This is a genomic window from Rhizobium sp. C1, assembly GCF_021026335.1.
Lineage (GTDB): Bacteria > Pseudomonadota > Alphaproteobacteria > Rhizobiales > Rhizobiaceae > Ensifer_A.
Window position 1 is genome coordinate 98,400 of the sequence record NZ_JAJNCY010000005.1, and the last position, 18,664, is coordinate 117,063.

General features: G+C 63.3%; 20 protein-coding genes. 1 reads left to right on the plus strand and 19 read right to left on the minus strand.

Annotation, left to right across the window (positions count from 1 at the left end; translation table 11 throughout):
• Positions 1-10: 10 nt before the first annotated feature.
• The 19 genes from hypE to LQK83_RS12555 form a co-directional block, all read right to left on the minus strand.
• Positions 11-1,066: a hydrogenase expression/formation protein HypE gene (gene hypE, locus LQK83_RS12465; protein ID WP_230837728.1), complete on the minus strand. Its 1,056-nt coding sequence runs from the start codon at positions 1,064-1,066 to the stop codon at positions 11-13.
• A complete protein-coding gene (hypD, locus tag LQK83_RS12470; protein ID WP_230837729.1) occupies positions 1,063-2,220 on the minus strand; it encodes a hydrogenase formation protein HypD in 1,158 nt (385 codons plus the stop codon). Before hypD ends, hypE begins: the two co-directional genes overlap by 4 nt.
• The gene (locus LQK83_RS12475; RefSeq protein ID WP_109854796.1) at positions 2,217-2,444 is read right to left on the minus strand and encodes a HypC/HybG/HupF family hydrogenase formation chaperone; all 228 of its coding nucleotides are present in this window, start codon (positions 2,442-2,444) and stop codon (positions 2,217-2,219) included. The genes hypD and LQK83_RS12475 overlap by 4 nt, the downstream gene beginning before the upstream one ends.
• Positions 2,435-4,714, minus strand: a complete 2,280-nt coding sequence (gene hypF / locus LQK83_RS12480) for a carbamoyltransferase HypF (protein WP_230837730.1) — start codon at positions 4,712-4,714, stop codon at positions 2,435-2,437. The genes LQK83_RS12475 and hypF overlap by 10 nt, the downstream gene beginning before the upstream one ends.
• Before the next feature lie 3 nt (positions 4,715-4,717).
• Entirely contained in the window at positions 4,718-5,644 is a 927-nt protein-coding gene (hypB, locus tag LQK83_RS12485) for a hydrogenase nickel incorporation protein HypB (RefSeq protein WP_230837731.1), read from the minus strand.
• Positions 5,644-5,985 (minus strand): hydrogenase maturation nickel metallochaperone HypA, encoded by a 342-nt coding sequence (gene hypA, locus LQK83_RS12490; RefSeq protein WP_230837732.1) that lies wholly within the window; start codon positions 5,983-5,985, stop codon positions 5,644-5,646. Before hypA ends, hypB begins: the two co-directional genes overlap by 1 nt.
• Positions 5,978-7,090: a nickel-dependent hydrogenase large subunit gene (locus tag LQK83_RS12495; RefSeq protein ID WP_230837733.1), complete on the minus strand. Its 1,113-nt coding sequence runs from the start codon at positions 7,088-7,090 to the stop codon at positions 5,978-5,980. The genes hypA and LQK83_RS12495 overlap by 8 nt, the downstream gene beginning before the upstream one ends.
• A complete protein-coding gene (hybE, locus tag LQK83_RS12500; RefSeq protein ID WP_230837734.1) occupies positions 7,087-7,614 on the minus strand; it encodes a [NiFe]-hydrogenase assembly chaperone HybE in 528 nt (175 codons plus the stop codon). Before hybE ends, LQK83_RS12495 begins: the two co-directional genes overlap by 4 nt.
• Complete coding sequence (locus LQK83_RS12505; protein ID WP_109854801.1) at positions 7,614-7,835, minus strand: rubredoxin; 222 nt, start codon at positions 7,833-7,835, stop codon at positions 7,614-7,616. Before LQK83_RS12505 ends, hybE begins: the two co-directional genes overlap by 1 nt.
• Positions 7,832-8,680, minus strand: a complete 849-nt coding sequence (locus LQK83_RS12510; protein ID WP_230837735.1) for a hydrogenase expression/formation protein — start codon at positions 8,678-8,680, stop codon at positions 7,832-7,834. The genes LQK83_RS12505 and LQK83_RS12510 overlap by 4 nt, the downstream gene beginning before the upstream one ends.
• Entirely contained in the window at positions 8,677-9,126 is a 450-nt protein-coding gene (locus LQK83_RS12515) for a hydrogenase accessory protein (RefSeq protein ID WP_230837736.1), read from the minus strand. Before LQK83_RS12515 ends, LQK83_RS12510 begins: the two co-directional genes overlap by 4 nt.
• 170 nt (positions 9,127-9,296) lie before the next feature.
• Positions 9,297-9,593, minus strand: a complete 297-nt coding sequence (gene hypC, locus LQK83_RS12520; RefSeq protein ID WP_230837737.1) for a HypC/HybG/HupF family hydrogenase formation chaperone — start codon at positions 9,591-9,593, stop codon at positions 9,297-9,299.
• Positions 9,594-9,653: 60 nt separating this feature from the next.
• The gene (locus tag LQK83_RS12525) at positions 9,654-10,241 is read right to left on the minus strand and encodes a HyaD/HybD family hydrogenase maturation endopeptidase (RefSeq protein WP_230837738.1); all 588 of its coding nucleotides are present in this window, start codon (positions 10,239-10,241) and stop codon (positions 9,654-9,656) included.
• 1 nt (position 10,242) lies between these two features.
• A complete protein-coding gene (gene cybH, locus LQK83_RS12530; protein ID WP_230837739.1) occupies positions 10,243-10,965 on the minus strand; it encodes a Ni/Fe-hydrogenase, b-type cytochrome subunit in 723 nt (240 codons plus the stop codon).
• Positions 10,966-10,980: 15 nt separating this feature from the next.
• Positions 10,981-12,771: a nickel-dependent hydrogenase large subunit gene (locus LQK83_RS12535; protein WP_230837740.1), complete on the minus strand. Its 1,791-nt coding sequence runs from the start codon at positions 12,769-12,771 to the stop codon at positions 10,981-10,983.
• A 22-nt stretch (positions 12,772-12,793) separates the two neighbouring features.
• Positions 12,794-13,876 (minus strand): hydrogenase small subunit, encoded by a 1,083-nt coding sequence (locus LQK83_RS12540; protein ID WP_230837741.1) that lies wholly within the window; start codon positions 13,874-13,876, stop codon positions 12,794-12,796.
• Positions 13,877-14,129: 253 nt separating this feature from the next.
• Positions 14,130-15,569 carry a nickel-dependent hydrogenase large subunit gene (locus LQK83_RS12545; RefSeq protein WP_230837742.1) on the minus strand — a complete coding sequence of 480 codons (1,440 nt, stop codon included), beginning with the start codon at positions 15,567-15,569 and terminating at the stop codon, positions 14,130-14,132.
• Positions 15,566-16,588, minus strand: a complete 1,023-nt coding sequence (locus LQK83_RS12550; RefSeq protein WP_230837743.1) for a HupU protein — start codon at positions 16,586-16,588, stop codon at positions 15,566-15,568. The genes LQK83_RS12545 and LQK83_RS12550 overlap by 4 nt, the downstream gene beginning before the upstream one ends.
• 123 nt (positions 16,589-16,711) lie before the next feature.
• The gene (locus tag LQK83_RS12555; RefSeq protein ID WP_230837744.1) at positions 16,712-17,587 is read right to left on the minus strand and encodes an AraC family transcriptional regulator; all 876 of its coding nucleotides are present in this window, start codon (positions 17,585-17,587) and stop codon (positions 16,712-16,714) included.
• A gap of 145 nt (positions 17,588-17,732) precedes the next feature.
• Here LQK83_RS12555 and LQK83_RS12560 point away from each other — a divergent pair, with 145 nt between their 5' ends.
• The gene (locus LQK83_RS12560) at positions 17,733-18,407 is read left to right on the plus strand and encodes a GntR family transcriptional regulator (protein ID WP_230837932.1); all 675 of its coding nucleotides are present in this window, start codon (positions 17,733-17,735) and stop codon (positions 18,405-18,407) included.
• The last annotated feature ends 257 nt before the right edge of the window (positions 18,408-18,664 follow it).

Consider the following 18,664-nt stretch of genomic DNA (forward strand, 5'->3'; position numbering starts at 1 on the left):
CGCAAGCCAATCAGCAGATACGCGGCAATTGTTCGCCCGACAACCAGTCGACAATCCGCCCGCCGCCGAAGGAGGTCTCCATCTGCACGAAACAATGCGGGTCCTCAACGACATGCCCGATCAGCGCCGCCTCTTGGCCCAGCGGGTGCGCGAGCATGGCCGCGAACACGGCGTCCGCCACTTCCGGCGCGACGATCGCCACGAGCTTGCCCTCGTTGGCAACGTTCAGCGGATCGAGGCCGAGAAACTCGCAGGCTGCCGCGACTTCGGGTTTGAGAGGAATTTTTTCCTCATCAATGCGGAAGCCAACTGCGGACTGATGGGCGATCTCGTTCAGTGTCGCGGCAATGCCGCCGCGCGTCGGGTCGCGCATCAGGCGGATGGACGGCCCGCCGACCGCCACCATCGCAGCCGTTAGCGTATGAAGGGACGCCGTATCGGAGAGGATATCCGTGTCGAATTCCAGGTTCTCGCGCTTCGACATCACAGCAACGCCGTGATCGCCGATCGAACCGGACACGATGACGCAATCGCCCGGCCGTGCCGCGTTCGAGCGCATATCGATGCCCTCGGGCAGGATGCCGACGCCGGCCGTGGAGATGAAGACGCCATCCGCCTTGCCGCGCTCGACCACCTTGGTGTCACCGGTGATGATCGGCACGCCCGCCTCGCGCGAGGCCGCCCCCATCGTGTCGGCGATCTTGGCGAGGTCCGCGAGCGGAAAGCCCTCCTCGATGATGAAGCTGGCCGACAGATAGAGCGGCTTTGCCCCCGACATGGCGACATCGTTGATCGTGCCGTGGACTGCGAGCGAGCCGATATTGCCGCCGGGGAAGAAGAGCGGCGAGACGACATAACCATCCGTCGTCATCACCATGCGCCCCGCCGGCACGGCAAAGGCCGACTGGTCATTGCCGGCGCGCAGCCAGTCATTGTCAAAGGCGGTGTGGAAAATATCCTCGATCAGCTGCCCCATGGCACGCCCGCCTGCGCCATGCGAGAGGTCGACGCGGCCATTGCGGAGATCGAGCTTGCGCCTTGTCGGCTTCACGACGGCGATGTTCATGCCACGCTCCTCTCGATTTCCTTGGTCTTCGCATGTTCGCGGAAACGGCCATAGGTCCAGTGCGCGGCGCAGGCGCCTTCGGACGAGACCATGCAGGAGCCCATGGGCGTATCGGGCGTGCAGGCCGTGCCGAAGAGCTTGCAGTCGGTCGGCCGCTTGACGCCGCGCAGGATCGCGCCGCAATCGCAGGCCGGATTGTCCTTCGACGCCGGCGTCACGAGGCCGAAGCGCTTCTCGGCATCATAGTGGCTATATGCCTCGCGAAGCCGCAGCGCGCCTTGCGGCACGTCGCCCAGCCCGCGCCACTCGAAGCTCTCGCGCTGCTCGAAGAATTCCGCGACTTCCGCCTGCGCCTTGCGGTTTCCGCCGGGTTTGACGGCGCGGATATACTGGTTCTCGACCACATAGCGCCCCTCGTTGATCTGGCGCACCAGCATGAGGATCGCCTGGATGACATCGAGCGGCTCGAAACCGGCGACGACGACGGGCTTGCGGAAATTCTCGGCAAATGCGTCATAGGGTTCAGTGCCGATGACGGTGGAGACATGGGCCGGGCCGATGAAACCATCGACCTTGACCGTGCCGAGCTTAGCCACTTCCGGGCTCGCCAGAATGGTCTGGATCGCCGCCGGCGTCAGCACGTGGTTGCAATAGATGGAGAAGTTCTCAAGCCCCTTGTCGATCGCGGCGCGCAGGGCCAACGCGGTCGGCGGGGTCGTGGTCTCGAAGCCGATGGCGAAGAAGACGACCTCGCGATGCGGCTCGGCCTCGGCGATGCGCAGCGCATCGAGCGTCGAATAGACCATGCGGATATCGGCGCCCGCCGCCTTGGCCTTCAGCAGGCTCGACCCGTTGGAGCCGGGAACGCGCATCAGGTCGCCATAGGTGCAAAGCGTCACTTCCGGCCGCTGCGCAAGCGCAATTGCCGCGTCGAGCCGCCCGATGGGCAGAACGCAGACGGGACAGCCCGGCCCGTGGATCATCCGCACATTGTCCGGCAACAGGTCCTCCAGCCCGTAGCGGGAAATGGCATGCGTGTGGCCGCCGCAGAATTCCATGAAGTGGTAATTCACATCGGGGCGGACCTCCTCCGAAATCTGCCGGGCGATGTCCTTGGCCAGCCGGCCATCGCGATATTCGTCGATATATTTCATGCCACCTCTCCCAATGCGGCTTCACGGATCAGTTCCAGCGTGCGCTCCGCCTCCTCCGGGTCGATCTTGGCCAGCGCATAACCGACATGCAGCACCAGATAGTCCCCCACCTGCACGTCATCGACGAGCGCGGTGGAAACGATCTTGGATACGCCATCCAGCGTCACCTTGGCCATATTGTCGGGCAGCACTTCCTTCACCTGGACGGGAATGGCTAGGCACATGTCTCGATCTCCTCCGAATGCACATTTTCGTTTTGTAAGGCGTGGCGCGCGAACGCGACTTGTCCCAGCGCAATTCCACCGTCATTGGCGGGGGCCAGGCGGGGCAGGAACACGATGAGGCCTTGGGCCTCGAGCCGGTTTACTAGGCCTTCGGTCAGCACACGGTTCAGGATGCAGCCGCCGGAAATCACGACGCGGCCCTGATCCTGCGGGCTCCGCGTCGCTGCAATCCAGTCGGCAAGGCCGGCCATCAGCGTGCCGTGAAAGAGGTTTGCGGCGTCCTTTCCCGTCAGGCGGTTTTCAGCCAGATGCACCAGCAGCGGCATGAAATCGAGCTGACCACCTTCAATCCCATAGCCACCGACCAATACTTCCGGCGCGCTGACCATCGACTCGAATTCCATCGCCGCCTGTCCCTCGTAATGCTGGATGAGGCGCACGCCCGCAATCGCCGCTGCGGCATCGAAGAGGCGGCCCATGCTGGAGGTGAGCCCGACGCGCATGCCAAGGCCGAAGAGGGAAATCAGCTTCTCCGCCATGGGATGGCGCGCGAAGAGCGCGCGGGCGAGGTCCTCGCGGCCCCCCTGATACAGCGCGCCGACGCCCATGCGCCACGGCTCGCGCGCCGCCTTGTCGCCCCCGGCGAGCGACAGCGGGCGTAGTCCGCCTTTGTGTGCCCATTGAGCACCATTGAGATCGATCCGCTCACCACCCCAGATCGCGCCGCCGGGACCGTAACCATGCCCGTCGAGCGCCAGCCCGGTCACCGGACCGGCAAGATGATGTTCGGCGGCGACGGCGGCGATATGCGCGACATGGTGCTGAACGTGGATCAGTGGCAGGTCGAGCGTCTCGGCCAGTCGAACCGAGCGGAAATCTGGGTGGAGGTCGCAGGCCGCGTAGTCCGGGGTGACATCGAGGATGGAACACAGATGCGCGACCGTCTCGCGCTGGAAGCGGATCGCCTCGGCGTTGTCGAGCCCGCCAATGTGCTGCGACAGAAAGGCCTCGCGCCCGCGCGTCACGCAGATCGTGTTCTTCAGATCGCTGCCGAGCGCAATGATCGACGGACCGTCCGAACCAAGATTGACCGGCTCCGGGACGTATCCACGGGCGCGACGCAGATAGGCGGGCGCGCCCGCGACAATCTGCATGACGCTGTCATCGGCGCGGACCACGATAGCGCGGTCATGCGTAACAACGAGATCGGCTATGCTGGACAGCCGGCGCTGCGCGTCCTCGTTCGACGCGACCAACGGCTCGCCGCCCGGATTGGCGCTGGTGGCGACGAGGACCGGGACCTTCCCTCCCTCCTCCAGCGCCGCCAGCAGGAGATGATGCACGGGCGCGTAAGCCAGCATGACGCCGAGCCGTGTCAGCCCCGGCGCGATGCCCTGCGGCAGGTTCCCTCGGCTTGTCGCAAGCACGATCGGATGGGCTGGGCTTTCGAGCAGCGCCGCTTCCGCATCCGTCAGATCGGCAAAGTGGCGGGCGGCGGCAATGTGGCGGAGCATGACGGCAAACGGCTTTTCGTCCCGCGCCTTGCGCTGCCGCAGCGTCGCGATGGCGCTAGCGTTTTCCGCATCGCAGAGCAGATGAAATCCGCCAATCCCTTTCAGCGCGACGATCTTTCCGGCGCGGATCGTCTGGGTGATTTCAGCAACCGAATGGCTCAGCATCGGTCCGCAGGCGGGACAGGCGACGGGCTCGGCATGGAAGCGGCGGTTCAGCGGGTTTTCGTAATCGGCGCGGCAGGCGGGGCACATCGCAAAGCTTGCCATGGAGGTCTGCGCGCGATCGTATGGCAGGCGCTGCGTGATGGTCAGGCGCGGGCCGCAATGGGTGCAATTGACGAAGGGATAGTGAAAGAAACGGCTTCCCGGATCGAAAAGCTCTTCGAGACATTGCCGGCAGGTCGCGGCATCCGCGCCGATGCGCGTGGCGCTCTTGCCGGCGACACTTTCGCGGATTTCGAAGCCGGTCAGACCGTTCGCGTCGATCTCCTCCGCCTCGATCGTATCAATCCGCGCCAGCGGCGGCGGATCGGCCTCGACCACGCGGGCGAACCCGTCCGCTCCCTCGCCTTCAACCTCGATCAGCACGCCGGCATTGTCGTTCAGCACGAAGCCGGACAGCCCCATCTGCCGGGCGAGCGCGAAGGCGAAGGGCCGGAACCCGACGCCCTGCACCACGCCCCGGACGCGCAGGCGGAAGCGGCGGATCGTCCCCTCCCCGGCCTCGGCGTCAATGATGGTGACCCGGTTCGCCATGGTTCAGGCGACCTTTGCGGCAGCGGCCCGGCGCGCAGCGGAGGCTTCGAGCCAGGCATAAAGCGCTTCCATGCCCTCACCCGTGCGGGCCGAGACGATGAAGGTCTGGAGCTTGGGATTGACCCGCATGGCATTGGCGATGCAGAGCCCGGTGTTGAAATCGAGATGCGGCAGAAGATCGGACTTGTTCAACACCATGATATCGGCGGCGGCGAACATGTCGGGATATTTCAGCGGCTTGTCCTCGCCCTCGGTGACGGAGAGAACCACCACCTTGTGGGCCTCGCCGAGATCGAAGGCGGCGGGACAGACGAGATTTCCAACATTCTCTATGAAGAGAACGGAGTTTTCCGCCGGCTCCAGTGTTTCAATCGCATGGCCCACCATGTGCGCGTCGAGGTGGCAGCCCTTGCCGGTATTGATCTGCACCGCGCGCGCGCCGGCCTCGCGAATGCGCATCGCATCGTTGGAGGTCTGCTGGTCACCCTCGATGACCGTAATTTCCATCCGCTCCTTCAGCTCGCGGATCATGCGGGCGAGAAGCGTGGTCTTGCCGGAACCGGGGCTGGAGACGAAGTTGAGGGCGAAAATGCCGCGCTGCGCGAGATGCGCGCGATTGGCGGCGGCCAGCCGGTCGTTTTTCGAGAGAATGTCGCGCTCGACCTGGATGATCTTCTCCTGGCTCATGCCGGGAACATGCACGCCCGCAATGCCCTTGCCGTAATGCGTTGCGCCATCCTCGTGATGCACATGATCGTGGTCGTGGTGATCATGATGGTCGCCGTGGTCATGATCGTGCCCATGCTCATGCTCATGCTCATGCTCATGCTCATGATCATGGTGGTGATGGTCATGCTTATGACCGCCCGCACCGTTTTCCGTTCCGTCATCGATCACGGGATCGGTCCCGCATCCGCAAACCGTACACATCAGATCACCTCCAAATCCCTGATCTTCAATTCGTCGCCCGCCGTCATCTGGACGCGCGAGCGGCCGCATTCCGGGCAGGCCCCGAAACGCTCCTCCAAAGGCACCGTCTTTTCGCAATCGAGGCACCAGCCTTCACCGGCGATGCGGTTGATTTCGAGTGCAGCCTCTTCCGCAAGGCTTCCCCGCCGGATGGCATCATAGCAGAACAGAAGCGCGTCCGGATCGGCATGGCTCAAACGGCCGACATCCAGCCGGATCACGCGAATGCCCTTCGCGCCATGGCTCACGGCGGTTTCGCAGGCGATCTCCACGACGCTTTCCATCAGCGACATTTCATGCATGGGCGATCTCCTTCACCGTGATGTCGAATGCGACGCAGGGGTCGAAGAGCGCGGCCAGCTTGGCGATGCGCAGGCGGGCCATGTCTCCCGCGCCTATTCTTGACGAAAGCAGCGTTTCGACGAAAGGCCCGGCGGGGTGAAAATTCCATTCGGTCGGCGCAAGGATGCGATATTGCGCGATCCGGCCCTCGGCGTCGAGCCGGGCGGCATGATAAAGCCGCCCCCGCGCGCATTCGACCGCCCCATAACCGTTGCCACTGGCAACACCGTCGCGCATCAGCGCCTCAAGCGCAACGGCGCGGCCCTCCGTGATGGCATCGAGTTCAAGGAGCGAGACGGACATGTCCGCAAGGCGTGCCTTGAAGCGCGCAAGGAGCGCCTTGGCTGTATCGCCGGCCAGCCTGTCATGAAAGCGGCTGTAAGCCCCCGTTTCCACGACCCGGCCGGGCAGCGACGGGCGCTGGGCGTAAGCCTCCGTTTTCACAAGCAGGTCGACAACATCGGCATCGTCTTCCGCCTCAAGCGCTTCGACGGCGCGGCGCGGGAACACATCGTCGCGCGCCAGATCAAGGGCGATCGCCTCCAGCAGGCTGCACTTTGCCGGCTCCGCACCTGTTGCCGGAACGCCCAAGGCAGACGCCGCCTGACGCAGGGCGTCGCGTGCATCGGCCAGCGCGCGGGGGCTCTCCCATCCGCTTTCGGCGATGCTGACGATGGCGCGGGAGGCCTTCAAGGCTTCCCGCAGATGCGTGCCGGCAGCGGCTTGGGCGGCGGCGGGGAGCTTGCCCGGCCATTGCATGACCAGCGAACGCAGCGTCTCGAATATGCGCTCGGCCAGCAGGCCTGCGGCGGCAAAGGTGCGATCCTGACGGCTGATGCTTTTGCCTTCCGCCTGCGCCAGCGCGAGCCGCGAGGCCGTCGACTGGGCAAAGCCGCAGAGCGAGAAAATCTGTCCGGCCAGTCGCGGCGCTTCCGAGGGGGCCCGCCCCTCGAAGAGACGCGCCAGCGCTGGCGGGCGGGCGCTTTTCACCTCGACGGCGCAGACAGCATCACGCGCCAGGCTGACGGAAATGGCAACGGAGCCTGCGGCAAGCGGCGCGTTCATGGTTCCACCATCTCAGGTCTCGCCGCAAGCTTGCCGCGCAGCAGATCGCGCCGGCTTGGCCGCGCGGGCGGGGGAGGTGGTGGCGGTGGCGGCTCAAGCGCGCTGATGTCGAAGAAGGTGCGGACGATTTCGGCGGCGACCTCGTTTGCCTCTTCCATGCTGGCGAACTCGAAAACCGGCGAGAAGAGCGAGCAGGAATCGACGCGGCCGATGCCCTCCAGTTCGCCGACGATGAATTCGACTTCGCCCGCCGGCAGGTTCAGCCTGACGCTCTTGCCCGCCGCGACCGGCTCGATCTCCGTTCCCGACAGGGGAATGGCGATGAGGTTCATGAACCAGGGCGTCGTGACGACCCCCACGGCCCGTCCACCCCAGGGGCGAAAGCCGGTGGCGGCAACTTCAAGCGCCGGATTGCAGATCGGCACGTCGGCCATCGCGGTCTCCGCGATGTGCCGATAGCGCGCTTCGAGCGCTGCAGCAATGTCCGCTGCCATCCCGTCCTGCATGTCCGGGGCGGTTTGCATCACGCGTTCTCCGCACCCAGCGCCATGAATTTCGACTGGAGCGCATCGCAGTTCGGACAGCGCCAGTCTTCCGGCAGCTCGGCGAAGGGTGTGCCGGGCTCGATCTGCCAGACGGGATCGCCTTCTGCCGGATCATAGACATGCCAGCAGATGCCGCATTCCATCTTGCCGTCAATGCCGGCCTCTTCCCGCTTGCCGAAATTTTCGAAACCGCCGCTCATTTGAAATAGGCCTCCTCGATTTCGCGGATGCGCACGGCGCTGTCCTGGAAGTCTTCCTCCGCCGCAATCGCCACTGCCGGGATGGTGCAGATCTCCAGCGTGTCGAGAATGATCGTGTCCATGGCGTTATAGAACTGCACGGACCAGACATTGCGCGCGCCTGTTGCCAGCACACGACAGGTGCCATAGCCGCGCGAGGTGAGCTGCACGGGGCCGGCGCCCAGCGTCTCCTGCAGGAAATCCATGTCTTCCGGGCTCATCGGCAGCAGCGAGAACGTGATCGTGTGCGCCTCGTCGTCCGGCTTGTGCGCCGCCATCTTGCCCGAGATTTCGTGCAGGACCGGCATGACATTCATGGCGCCTGCCGGCGGCTGACCGTAAGCAAGTTCTGACGGAAGTGCTGCGCAGGCCTCAGCGACAACGGCGGGGATCGAGGCGACCTCGACATAGTCGGCGACGAGCCGGTCGGCAGCGTCAGTGAAGCGGATGCGCCAGACGCCGGCCATCAGCGCTTCCTGGATCTGCGCCGTGATCCCGTTCGACAGAACAGCAACGCCCGAAACCTCGCCCTCACCCAGCGTCTCGGTGATGAGCATGCGGTCGTCTTCGGAATAGTCGGTTATGTCGTAGAGCTGGCCCGGCGCGCCCTCCTTCTGCCGCTCCAGCGCATCGGCGATCTTCGGCAGCAGGGCCGCCGTGTCACGACAGCGATGGATCATTTCTTCCGCCGTGGCTGTGGCGAGGAAGCTGAGCTTGCGCGCGGCGACCGGCACTTCCGTGTCGATCGGCATGATGCTCATGGCACTTTCTTCGCCCTCGGGGGCAACCCAGAAACCGGCCTTCATGCGTCGATCCTCACGCCACCATGTCTAATCTCGACCCGCTGCGGCGCGGGCGTCTTCATCGGCTCGGCGCCCGGCTCCAGCCAGTCGCCGATACTGTCCATATATTCCGACCAGTCGCGGACCTTGGGCAGGATGCCCATGATGTCGCTGCGACGGGTGACGACGAGGCTCGGCATGATGACGACATGGAAGCGCGCCTTCAGCCTGTCTTCGTGCCCGCGCCGCACCACGCCACCGCGCAACCGGCCCTGGAATGTCTGGAGAATTTCCGGAAGCACGACGGCCACGTCATTCGTTTCGCTGCGCTGCTTCGGATCGCCGGTGAAGAAGATGATCGTGTGATCGACCTCCTCCGCCGTGGGCGCCAGAAAGGCGTCGATATTGGTTTCGTCGAGAAGCGGCAAATTCATGCGCTCGCTGAGCGCACGGACAAGTGCTGACGGCATGGGCTTCCTCCCCTGAAGGCCAGTATTTTTCCTTGGAAAGGACTTTGCAAAGGCCGTGCCAGTTTGGGGGAAGCGAAGATTACACTGAAATGTAAAGAGAATTTGCAGCGGCTCAAATTTGCCGTTGATCAAGACTGGAAAGAAGGTTTCCAGTCTTGGGAACTCGCTTTTCACATATCGCGCAGATGCGCCGGCAGTTCGGGCTCGCGATTGATCAGATCGGCAAACAGCGCATCGAAACTCCGGCCTTCCACGGCCTCTGACAGCCCCGTCAGCGCATCATCAATGGTCCGCGCTTCCGCCTCATCCAGCACGCGGATGGCTGAGCCGAGATGCGACAGGACCCAGGTGCCGACAGGCTGCTCGCCGATCAGCATCATCGACAGCGTATGCGTCTGCCCATGCCGTTCGCAGACGGCCTCGAAGGGGCCGGAGATGACGACCTGCATGGGAATGCCGATGCACATGGGACTTTCCTTGTTTTATCAATAGAAAATGCCCGGCGATGCGGTTCGCCGGGCTTTGTCTCAGGCGGAAAGGCTGGCGCTCTCGGCGCGCCGCTCGTAACGTTCGAAATCGATATCGTTTTCGAGCAACGGCGGAACCGCTTCACCGGGCGCGCGCGGCTCGACACCGATGCCCCATTCGCGCAGGACATCGACAGCAACAGTCAGCGCCTGCGGGATCACCGCCCGCACCGGCTCTGTCACCGGCCCGCCCCAATCTTCGAGATCGACCGGCTGGCAGCCGATCAGCGCGAGACGCTCGGGATAGCCGCCCATCAGGTCGGCGGCGCTCAGCACCTCCTGGAACCCGGTCTGGTGCAGGCTCATCTTCTTCGCCCCGGTGAATTTCGGCACCTCGTCATCGCGCACCAGCTTCAGCGTGCCCGGCACCAGACCGTAGTCGATGGCGTCGAAGACGATCAGATAATCGGCCTCGGTCACGTAATGGACGAGATAGAGCCCCTGCGTGCCGCCGTCGAGAATGGTGACATTGTCGGCCACCTTGTAGGCCTGGTGGAAGGCCTCGACGGCGCGTACGCCGAAGCCCTCGTCCGCCCAGAGGATATTGCCGATGCCGAGGACGAGAACCTTTGGCTTTCGCTCCGCCATCTCAGTCGTCCTCCTCGTCCTTGAACAGGCGCTCGCCGGAGATCATCGAGGAGATGATGCTTTGCCGGCTCATGATGTCCTCGCGAACGGCCACATAGATATGGACCATGACGAAGGTGAGGATCACCCACATGCCCAGATGATGCAGCGTGTGGACGTCCTGGCTGTTCGGGAAGATCGAGAAGACCCAGCCGAAGAGCTTGTATTCCCAACTGTCGCGGCCCGTGCCTTCGCTGTAGAGCGCAAAGCCGGTGATCACCATGAAGAACAGCGGCAGCGTCACCATGAAGAACATGGTGAACTGAGCCAGCGGGTTGTGGCCCACATATTTCTTCGGCTGCCGGGCGAGGAACGTATACCACTTCACCTCATGCAGCCATTCGCTCCAGAAGCGCCCGCTCCAGAACGGCACGTAGAAGATCTGGCGCGCATGCTTGTTGCCGACGATGGCCCAATAGACGCGCAGGATCAGAAAGATTGCCAGCACCTGCCCCGCCGCGAAATGCGTGAAGCGGATATAGCCCATCAGGAAGTTGGCGCTCGCTTCCCCCGGTTGCGACGGGAGAGGTGAACCGATGAAATAGCCGGTCAGCGCCAGCGTCAGGATGGCGAGCGCATTGACCCAATGCCAGATGCGCACCGGCGCTTCATAGACATAGACGCTCTTGCGGTCGATCGCCTGCTCGCCATGGGCGTCGGCGGCCTTGGTTTCGGAATATGACATCCCCCCATCCTCCCCTCAGCGAACCTGGACCTTGGCCATTTCCTGTCCATCCGGGCTCATGACATGCGTCGAGCAGGCCAGGCACGGGTCGAAGGAATGGATGGTCCGGAGGATTTCGAGCGGCTGGGTCGGATCGGCCATGGGCGTGTCCATGAGCGAGGCCTCGAAGGCGCCGATATTGCCCTTCGGGTCACGGGGCGAACCGTTCCAGGTGGTCGGCACGACGCACTGATAGTTGTCGATCTTGCCGTCCTTGATCTTGATCCAGTGGGCGAGCGCGCCGCGGGGCGCCTCGGTAAAGCCGACGCCCTTGACCTCCTTCGGCCAGGTTTCCGGCTTCCACTTGTCGACAAAGGCGGTGGCGCTGTCGCCATTCTTGATATTGGCGATCAGCTTGTTCTGGAAATGCCGCATCTGGTAGCCGGCCCATTGCGATTCCAGCGCGCGCGCCGCCGTACGGCCCAAGGTCGAGAAGAGCGCAGCGGTCGGCAGGCCGAGGTCCTTCAGCACCTTGTCGACCGGCTCCTTGAACTCGGCCTTGCCCTGCGCATAGCCGACGATCCAGCGGGCGAGAGGGCCGACTTCCATGGCATGGCCGCGCCAGCGCGGGGCCTTGATCCAGGAATATTTGCCGTCTTCGTCGAGCTGCTCGATATTCGTCTTCGTGCCCTTGGCCTTGGGGCCGAGCTCGTAATGCGGCTCGGTGACGCCGTCCCAAGGGTGCAGGCCCTTGCTCTCGTCCGGATATTTGTACCACGAGTGGGTCACATATTCCTGGATCTGTTCCGGGTCGGTGTGATCGACGGGGAAAATCTCGTTGAGATTGCCGTTGATGATCGCGCCGCGCGGCAGCTTGAGGCTGGCTTCCGAATAGTCATTGGCATGTTCCGGCACGTCGCCATAGGCCAGAACGTTCTTGCCCGACAGGCCGCCGCCATAGAGCCAGTCCTTGTAGAAGGAGCCGATGGCCATGATGTCGGGGATATAGACCTTGTCGTTGAACTCGATCAGCTGGTCGATGATCGAGGTGACATAGTTCAGCCGCTCCATGTTGATCGCGCCGACACCGCCCACGCCATCGACATTGATCGGGCACGGCACACCGCCGACCAGCCAGTTCGGATGCGGGTTCTTGCCGCCGAAGATCGTGTGGATCTTGACGATTTCCTTCTGAAAATCGAGCGCTTCCAGATAATGCGCCACGGCCATGAGATTGGCTTCCGGCGGCAGCTTGTAGGCCTTGGAGCCCCAGTAGCCGTTCTTGAACGGGCCGAGCTGACCGGATTCCACGAACTTCTTCAGGCGGCCCTGAATGTCCTTGAAATAGCCGGGCGAGGAGAGCGGCCAATCCGAAACAGATTGCGCCAGCGCCGAGGTCGCCTTGGGGTCCGCCGAGAGTGCCGAGACGACATCCACCCAGTCGAGCGCGTGGAGGTGATAGAAATGCACGACGTGGTCATGCACCTGCAGCGCCAGCTGCATGAGGTTACGGATCGAGTTGGCGTTTTCCGGGATGAGGATGCCGAGCGCGTTTTCGACCGCGCGCACGGAAGTGAGCGCATGCGTGCCGGTGCAGACCCCGCAGATCCGCTCGGTAAAGGCCCAGGCGTCGCGCGGGTCGCGGTTCTTGAGGATCACTTCGATCCCGCGCCACATCGTGCCGGTGGACACCGCGTTGCGGATGACGTTGTTCTCGTCGACATTGACTTCGACGCGCATGTGACCCTCGATGCGGGTCACCGGATCGACAACGATGCGCTTGCCGGAATTGTCGAGATTGAAGCCGTTTGGCGTTTGGATTGTCATTGAAGTATCTCCCCCGGAAGTCTCAGGCGTCGGTCTTTTCGCGTTTCGTGGTGACGCGCTTCACCGCCGTGATGGCGGCATGCGCGACGATGCCGGCGCCGACGACGCCCGCGGCCGTGCGGCCGATCTGGTCGGCATTCGCCTCGATGCCGAACTGGTTGATGGTCGTGAGGCGGTCGTAGAAGGAGCCCTTGTCCCAGAAGCCGTCTTCCGAACAGCCGATGCAGCCATGACCCGACTGGATGGGGAAGGAGACGCCGTTGTTCCAGCGCACAGTCGAGCAGGCATTGTAGGTGGTCGGACCCTTGCAGCCCATCTTGTAGAGACAGTAGCCCTTGCGCGCGCCTTCGTCGTCCCACTCCTCGACGAACTGGCCGGCATCGAAATGCGGGCGGCGATAGCACTTGTCGTGGATGCGCTGCGAATAGAACATCTGCGGCCGGCCCTGCCGGTCCAGCTCTGGCAGACGGCCGAAGGTGGTGATGAAGGTCACGACGCCGGTCATCACCTCGGCGATCGGCGGACAGCCCGGAACCTTGATGATCGGCTTGTCCTTGATCACCTTGTCGATCGGGGTGGCCTGTGTCGGGTTCGGCTTGGCAGCCTGCACGCAGCCCCAGGAGGCGCAGGCGCCCCAGGCGATGATCGCCATGGCGTCTTCCGCCATCCATTTCAGCTTCTCGACGAAGGGCCGGCCGCCGTCGATGCAGAACATGCCGTCTTCATTGAGCGGCGGATTGCCTTCGACGGCCAGAATATACTTGCCCTTGTATTTCGCCTTGGTCTCTTCGAGGATGGCTTCCGCCTGCTTGCCGGCCGCCGCCATGATCGTGTCGTCATAGTCGAGCGAGATCATGGACAGGATCACATCCTTGACGAGCGGATGGGCCGAACGAATGAAGCTTTCCGAACAGCAGGTGCATTCGAGACCATGCATCCAGATGACTGGAACGCGTTCCTTGGTTTCCAGCGCCTGTTCCATGGCCTTCGCGCCCGATGGGCCAAAGCCGAGGCTCGCTGCCGTCAGGCTGCAGAATTTCGTGAAGCTTCGCCGGGTGATCCCCTGACGGCGAATGACATCGTAAAAGGTTTCGGTTGCAGCCATGCTCTCCTCCGGCATTTTCAAGTTTGTTCCGTCCCCGCCGACCCTGCGGTAGACATGATCAGAGGTTCAGCAAAAAGCGGACCAGTTTCGCGCGCGCGGACCAGGCTCCCGGAAGAAGATTGAATTTTAAGGATTTATTCTGACAGAAGATCAATTCTCGCATCGCGCGGGACAGGCGTGCGGCAGTCGAGATCACGACCGGCTGGAAAGCCGCTAACCGGGCCATGGAAAGAGGATTGTCAGCGTCTGCAGCTCAATGCGCGGTGCAGACCATGCAGGGGTCGAAGGAGCGGATGACATGCTGAAGCGCGGCGGACTTCGCACCGAGCGCCCCGGTTTCGACACCTTCCAGCGCCTGTTCGAGAGGTCCGGCCAGGCCGGTGCGGTCGCGTGGCGAGAAGTTCCAGGTGGTGGGCGCGATGATCTGGTAACGCTCGATCTTGCCGTTGGTCAGCGTCACCCAATGACCGAGCGCGCCCCGCGCCGCCTCCACCAGACCTGCCGCGCGGGCATCGTCCGGCAGGGTGAAATGGGTGGAGAAGGCCTCCTTGAGACGCAGTTCCCTCAGCCAGCCTTGCATTGCGTGAACGAGGATCGCGGTCTCGATGAGGCGGGCGATGACACGGGTGCGCACCGAAGTTCCGCCATCGCGGGCAATCAGCGCCGTGATCAGCGGGTGGCCGGCGACGGTCAGTCGGGCTGCAGCTCCGGTTTCCATCGGCTTACCGTCTATACGCGGGGCCTTGGCCCAGGAGTAAGCGCCGTCTTTCAGGGCATCCGGTCTCGTCTCAGCCTCGAAGGGCGTCTCTGCTGTGTCGCTGAACCAGGAGAAGGCAACGTCTTCCGAAATGCCACTGCCGTCGAACGGTGTCACGCCACCGAGGCCTGCGATGCCCGCCGGGAAGAGCGAGGTCTCCGCCTCATGGTAAGCGCCATATGACAGAAGCAGGCCCGGCCCGCGGCCCAGATGGCGCAGCGAGAGATCATCAGCAATGCCGAGAAAGGCGCTGAAATCGCCGCTGGCTTTTGCCCGGAACGCCTCCAGATCCTCTTCCGTCTGCATGGACAGGATATCATCCAGCGAGACGCCGAAGAGCGTCTGCTCGAGAAAGACCTGCGTGTCGGCGAGAATGGCAGCGAGCCGCACCCGTTCCCCGATATCGATCGCCTTCGTCACGCCGCCGGGCTGGAAGGCCAGCGAATGCGGCCACTTGCCGGCGATCAGCCCCATGATTTCCAGCAGGCGGCGGCGGGCGGGCAGATACTCGGCGGAGGCATTGCCGCTCACAGCCTTGAAGCGCTCGGCGGTCGGCTCGAACCATGCGCGCGCCGCATATTCGGCGCGGGCGAAATCCGGCATGAAGAAGAGATAGAAATGCGTCAGGTGGTCGGCGATGTTCTCCGCCGCATGCGCCAAATTGGCCGCCAAATATCCGTTCGGCGCAGCCCGCCCGCCAGCGAGATTGCGCAGGGCTGTGGCCGCCGCAATCGATTGCGACACCGAACAGATGCCGCAAATACGCGGCGCAATGACGAGCGCATCAGAGGGCGGCCGGCCTGACAGGATTGCCTCGAAGCCGCGATAGAGTGTCGTCGTGACTTCGGCGCGGGCGATCACGCCATCCTGAATGTCGAGCGCGACTTCCAGATCCCCCTCGACGCGATTGAACGGGCCTGCGATGACGCGTGTCATTCGCGGCCCGCCTTGCCCCGTTGCGGGTCTGTGGTCACCCGGTCGGAGGTCGCATTCTTGCGCACGCGCTCGGGCGTCGCGGATTTGGAAAGGGCCGCCAGCGCCACGAACCAGGCCTTGGGCATGTCAAGCGGCAGGCCGACCGGGATACCGGCCACCTTGGGCGTCTTGAGGAAGCCGTTGGCCGCCTCGAAACCGGGGGAGGTGCAGGCAATACAGGAAAAGCCGCCATGGGTGCATGAGCCGCCGCCGTTCCAGGCGCGCTGATTGCAGTCGCCGACCGCCTGCGTCGCCTTGCAGCCGAGATGTTCCATCATGCAGCCGAGATCGGAGAGCTTTTCGGCGCTCGCCTTGAACTCGTAATATTCGTTGCGGTCGCAGCCGTGATGGGCAAGCGTCTTGGCGTAGAAGCGCGGGCGGCCCAGCTTGTCGAGATCGGTGGCGGCAAACTCGTCGAAGGCAATTGCGCCGAGCGTTTCCATGATCCAGCCCGGATGCGGCGCGCAGCCGGCGATGTTGATCACCGGCATGCCGGACAAGGACCTGAAATCCCGCCCCAGCGCCCCGCCCTCCAGCCCGTCGCCATATTGCAGCCCGCTGACATCCTCCGAAAAGGGCTGCGCTGCCGGTATCCCGCCAAAGGCTGCACAGGTGCCGACCGCGACGCAATACCGGGCGCGCGGCGCAAGCCTGCGCACCCAGTCCAGCGTCGTCTTGCCGGTGCCCGCCATGCGGCTGTAGAGCCCTGTCCCGTCCGGCCCCATCATGATCGAGCCTTCGATGCAGAGAATGTCGAGCGGCCGCCGCCCTTCCGCGACATCCTCGAAAATCTCGATCGCTTCGCTGCCCGATTCCTCGCTCAGCGACGGATGCCACAGAAGGTCGATCCCGAAGGCCTGCAGCTCGCGCATGAACCCTTTCGCGCCCACTTCCAGCACGGACATGGTGCAGCCGCCGCAGCTTCCGGCCTGAAGCCAGAGCAATGTCTTTTTCGCGCGGGATGGAATGACAGCGTTCATGTCATCTTTGTTGCACCGGGCCGGAACGCCGTCAACGGCCCGAGCGCTTCCGGCATCGTCGAACGCGTCCATCTTTGTCCAGCGCAATTGCGGACGCGAGACCGCTTGCGGTTCGAGCTTTCTCTAGTCGCCGACGGAGGCGTACATGCCCGAGGTGCGGAATTCGGTCGGGCTGACCCCGTAGGCCTTGCGGAAGACCTTGGAGAAATAGTTGTTTTCCACCATGCCGCAGCGCGCGGCGATCTCTTTGACGCTCATGTCGCGATTGGCGATCAGCAGGCGCGCGGCGCGGCGCATGCGCTGCTCTTGCACATATTCCGCCGGCGGAAGTCCCGCCATGGTGGCAAAGCTGCGGGAGAAATGAGCGCGGCTCAGCCCCGCGACTTCTGCCAGCCGATCGACATTGAGGTCGCTGCTCAGATTCTCGGCGATGAACTGCAGCGTCCGGGTAATGGCGTTCTGCTCGCGCAATATCCGGTCGGACGGCCCGAAGACATCGTCATAGAGATGCATCGCCGCTTCATACGCGATGGATGATGCAAGACCGGGGGACTCCCCCTCGCCCTTCATAAGCCGCAGGGTGCAATCGGCCAGCCGGTCGATCGTCTGCGGCTTGAGCTTCAACACAGGCCCCTGCGCATTCAGCACCATCTCGTGGATTCGCAGAGCATCGATCCCGTTCATCGAAATCCAGAAATATTCCCAGCGATCGCCCTTCTCAAGCCAGTAGCGATGATTGTGCGGGATGATGACAAGCAGCGTCTCGCCAGCATGAATCTTCATGTTGCGGTTTTCATAGCGCAGCGAGCCGCGCCCGGAGATCGTGTGCTGCAGCACCGTGAACGGCGTGTTGCCACGCAGACGCCCGTCCCAGGAATAGACTGTATTTTCACGGATTTCATAACCCGCGCTGGTCGGCATCGTATGCAGTGTGACACGCGAGCGTAAGAGCGACACCGTGCGCATTCCCAGCCCGTAGTCGATCAAGTCGGTGAGCATGAAATTACCCTTCGGCGAAGTTTAGCCTTGAAGCTTCATGTCATTCTCCGCGCCGATGATCAATATCCGAATTTGGCGTCGCATCGCCTTGACGAGTCTGTGCGAGCATGTTTGGATAAGTGGATACAAAAATCCAGTGAGCCAGATGATCACCAGTCTTTCCTCTTCATCGCCTGTTGCCTCCACGGCCGAGGAGGAAGCGTATCTCTACCTGCAGAGGTCTCTGCGGCTCGGACGCTACAAGGCCGGGGATCGCCTTATTCCGGAAGACATCGCTGCAGAGATCGGCATGAGCCGCATGCCCGTGCGCGAGGCCTTTCGCCGGCTTGCCGCCGACGGGCTGGTCACGCTTCGGCCCAATCGCGGCTGCGTGGTCGCAGGCCTGACACTGGATGAACTCAACGAAACCTTCGAAATCCGCTCCGTGCTCGAAGGGCTGGCGGTGCGCCTGGCCCTGCCGAAGATGACGGCAGAGCATTTCGAGGAACTGGACCGCCTGCTTCTGCGCATGGAGCGGGCGGGCGAGGCGGGCAGCAGCGATTGGGTGCTGCGGCACCAGGAGTTCCACGCGTATATCTATGGACTAAGCGCCCGGCCGAAGCTGATCCGCCAGATCGCCGCCCTGCATGTGGCGATCGAGCCCTATATGCGGATCTGGTTAGACTATGCCGAGAAGCCGCTTTCCGCCCGCGAGGAACATCAGGCGCTCATCGACGCGCTCCGGTCGGGAGACGTGGCACAGGCCGAGCGGGTGATGGAAGATCATGTTCTGGGAACGGCTTCGCTGCTGGCCGAGTTCGCAACTCCGGGCCGCCGCTGAGATGGAATACATGGCCAATACATGGGCAATCAACCGCTTTTGACTTCGGAATTGTCCGAACTAAAGCCGGTACGCTTTTGATTATGGTTGAAGTCACTCGTCGCCGTGAAGGCGGACGGAGGGCGCCAGATCAAATTTTCGGCACGCCATCGCTGGCGGCCGAATTCGCAAGTCCCGATCGGCGCTAAAAGCCGGACGGTCAACAATGTCCGAAGCCGGCGGAACGTCCGGCAAGGACGGGGAACAGCCGCATAAGC

Bases quoted from the DNA above. Each gene is read 5' to 3' on its own strand.
- LQK83_RS12510 (WP_230837735.1), bottom strand. From the start codon at position 8,680: ATGAAGGCCGGTTTCTGGGTTGCCCCCGAGGGCGAAGAAAGTGCCATG.
- LQK83_RS12560 (WP_230837932.1), top strand. From the start codon at position 17,733: ATGATCACCAGTCTTTCCTCTTCATCGCCTGTTGCCTCCACGGCCGAG.
- LQK83_RS12475 (WP_109854796.1), bottom strand. From the start codon at position 2,444: ATGTGCCTAGCCATTCCCGTCCAGGTGAAGGAAGTGCTGCCCGACAAT.
- LQK83_RS12535 (WP_230837740.1), bottom strand. From the start codon at position 12,771: ATGACAATCCAAACGCCAAACGGCTTCAATCTCGACAATTCCGGCAAG.
- hypE (WP_230837728.1), bottom strand. From the start codon at position 1,066: ATGAACATCGCCGTCGTGAAGCCGACAAGGCGCAAGCTCGATCTCCGC.
- LQK83_RS12495 (WP_230837733.1), bottom strand. From the start codon at position 7,090: ATGAACGCGCCGCTTGCCGCAGGCTCCGTTGCCATTTCCGTCAGCCTG.
- cybH (WP_230837739.1), bottom strand. From the start codon at position 10,965: ATGTCATATTCCGAAACCAAGGCCGCCGACGCCCATGGCGAGCAGGCG.
- hypB (WP_230837731.1), bottom strand. From the start codon at position 5,644: ATGTGTACGGTTTGCGGATGCGGGACCGATCCCGTGATCGATGACGGA.
- LQK83_RS12550 (WP_230837743.1), bottom strand. From the start codon at position 16,588: ATGAACGCTGTCATTCCATCCCGCGCGAAAAAGACATTGCTCTGGCTT.
- LQK83_RS12545 (WP_230837742.1), bottom strand. From the start codon at position 15,569: ATGACACGCGTCATCGCAGGCCCGTTCAATCGCGTCGAGGGGGATCTG.
- hypF (WP_230837730.1), bottom strand. From the start codon at position 4,714: ATGGCGAACCGGGTCACCATCATTGACGCCGAGGCCGGGGAGGGGACG.
- hypD (WP_230837729.1), bottom strand. From the start codon at position 2,220: ATGAAATATATCGACGAATATCGCGATGGCCGGCTGGCCAAGGACATC.
- hybE (WP_230837734.1), bottom strand. From the start codon at position 7,614: ATGCAAACCGCCCCGGACATGCAGGACGGGATGGCAGCGGACATTGCT.
- LQK83_RS12505 (WP_109854801.1), bottom strand. From the start codon at position 7,835: ATGAGCGGCGGTTTCGAAAATTTCGGCAAGCGGGAAGAGGCCGGCATT.
- hypA (WP_230837732.1), bottom strand. From the start codon at position 5,985: ATGCATGAAATGTCGCTGATGGAAAGCGTCGTGGAGATCGCCTGCGAA.
- LQK83_RS12515 (WP_230837736.1), bottom strand. From the start codon at position 9,126: ATGCCGTCAGCACTTGTCCGTGCGCTCAGCGAGCGCATGAATTTGCCG.
- LQK83_RS12555 (WP_230837744.1), bottom strand. From the start codon at position 17,587: ATGCTCACCGACTTGATCGACTACGGGCTGGGAATGCGCACGGTGTCG.
- hypC (WP_230837737.1), bottom strand. From the start codon at position 9,593: ATGTGCATCGGCATTCCCATGCAGGTCGTCATCTCCGGCCCCTTCGAG.
- LQK83_RS12525 (WP_230837738.1), bottom strand. From the start codon at position 10,241: ATGGCGGAGCGAAAGCCAAAGGTTCTCGTCCTCGGCATCGGCAATATC.
- LQK83_RS12540 (WP_230837741.1), bottom strand. From the start codon at position 13,876: ATGGCTGCAACCGAAACCTTTTACGATGTCATTCGCCGTCAGGGGATC.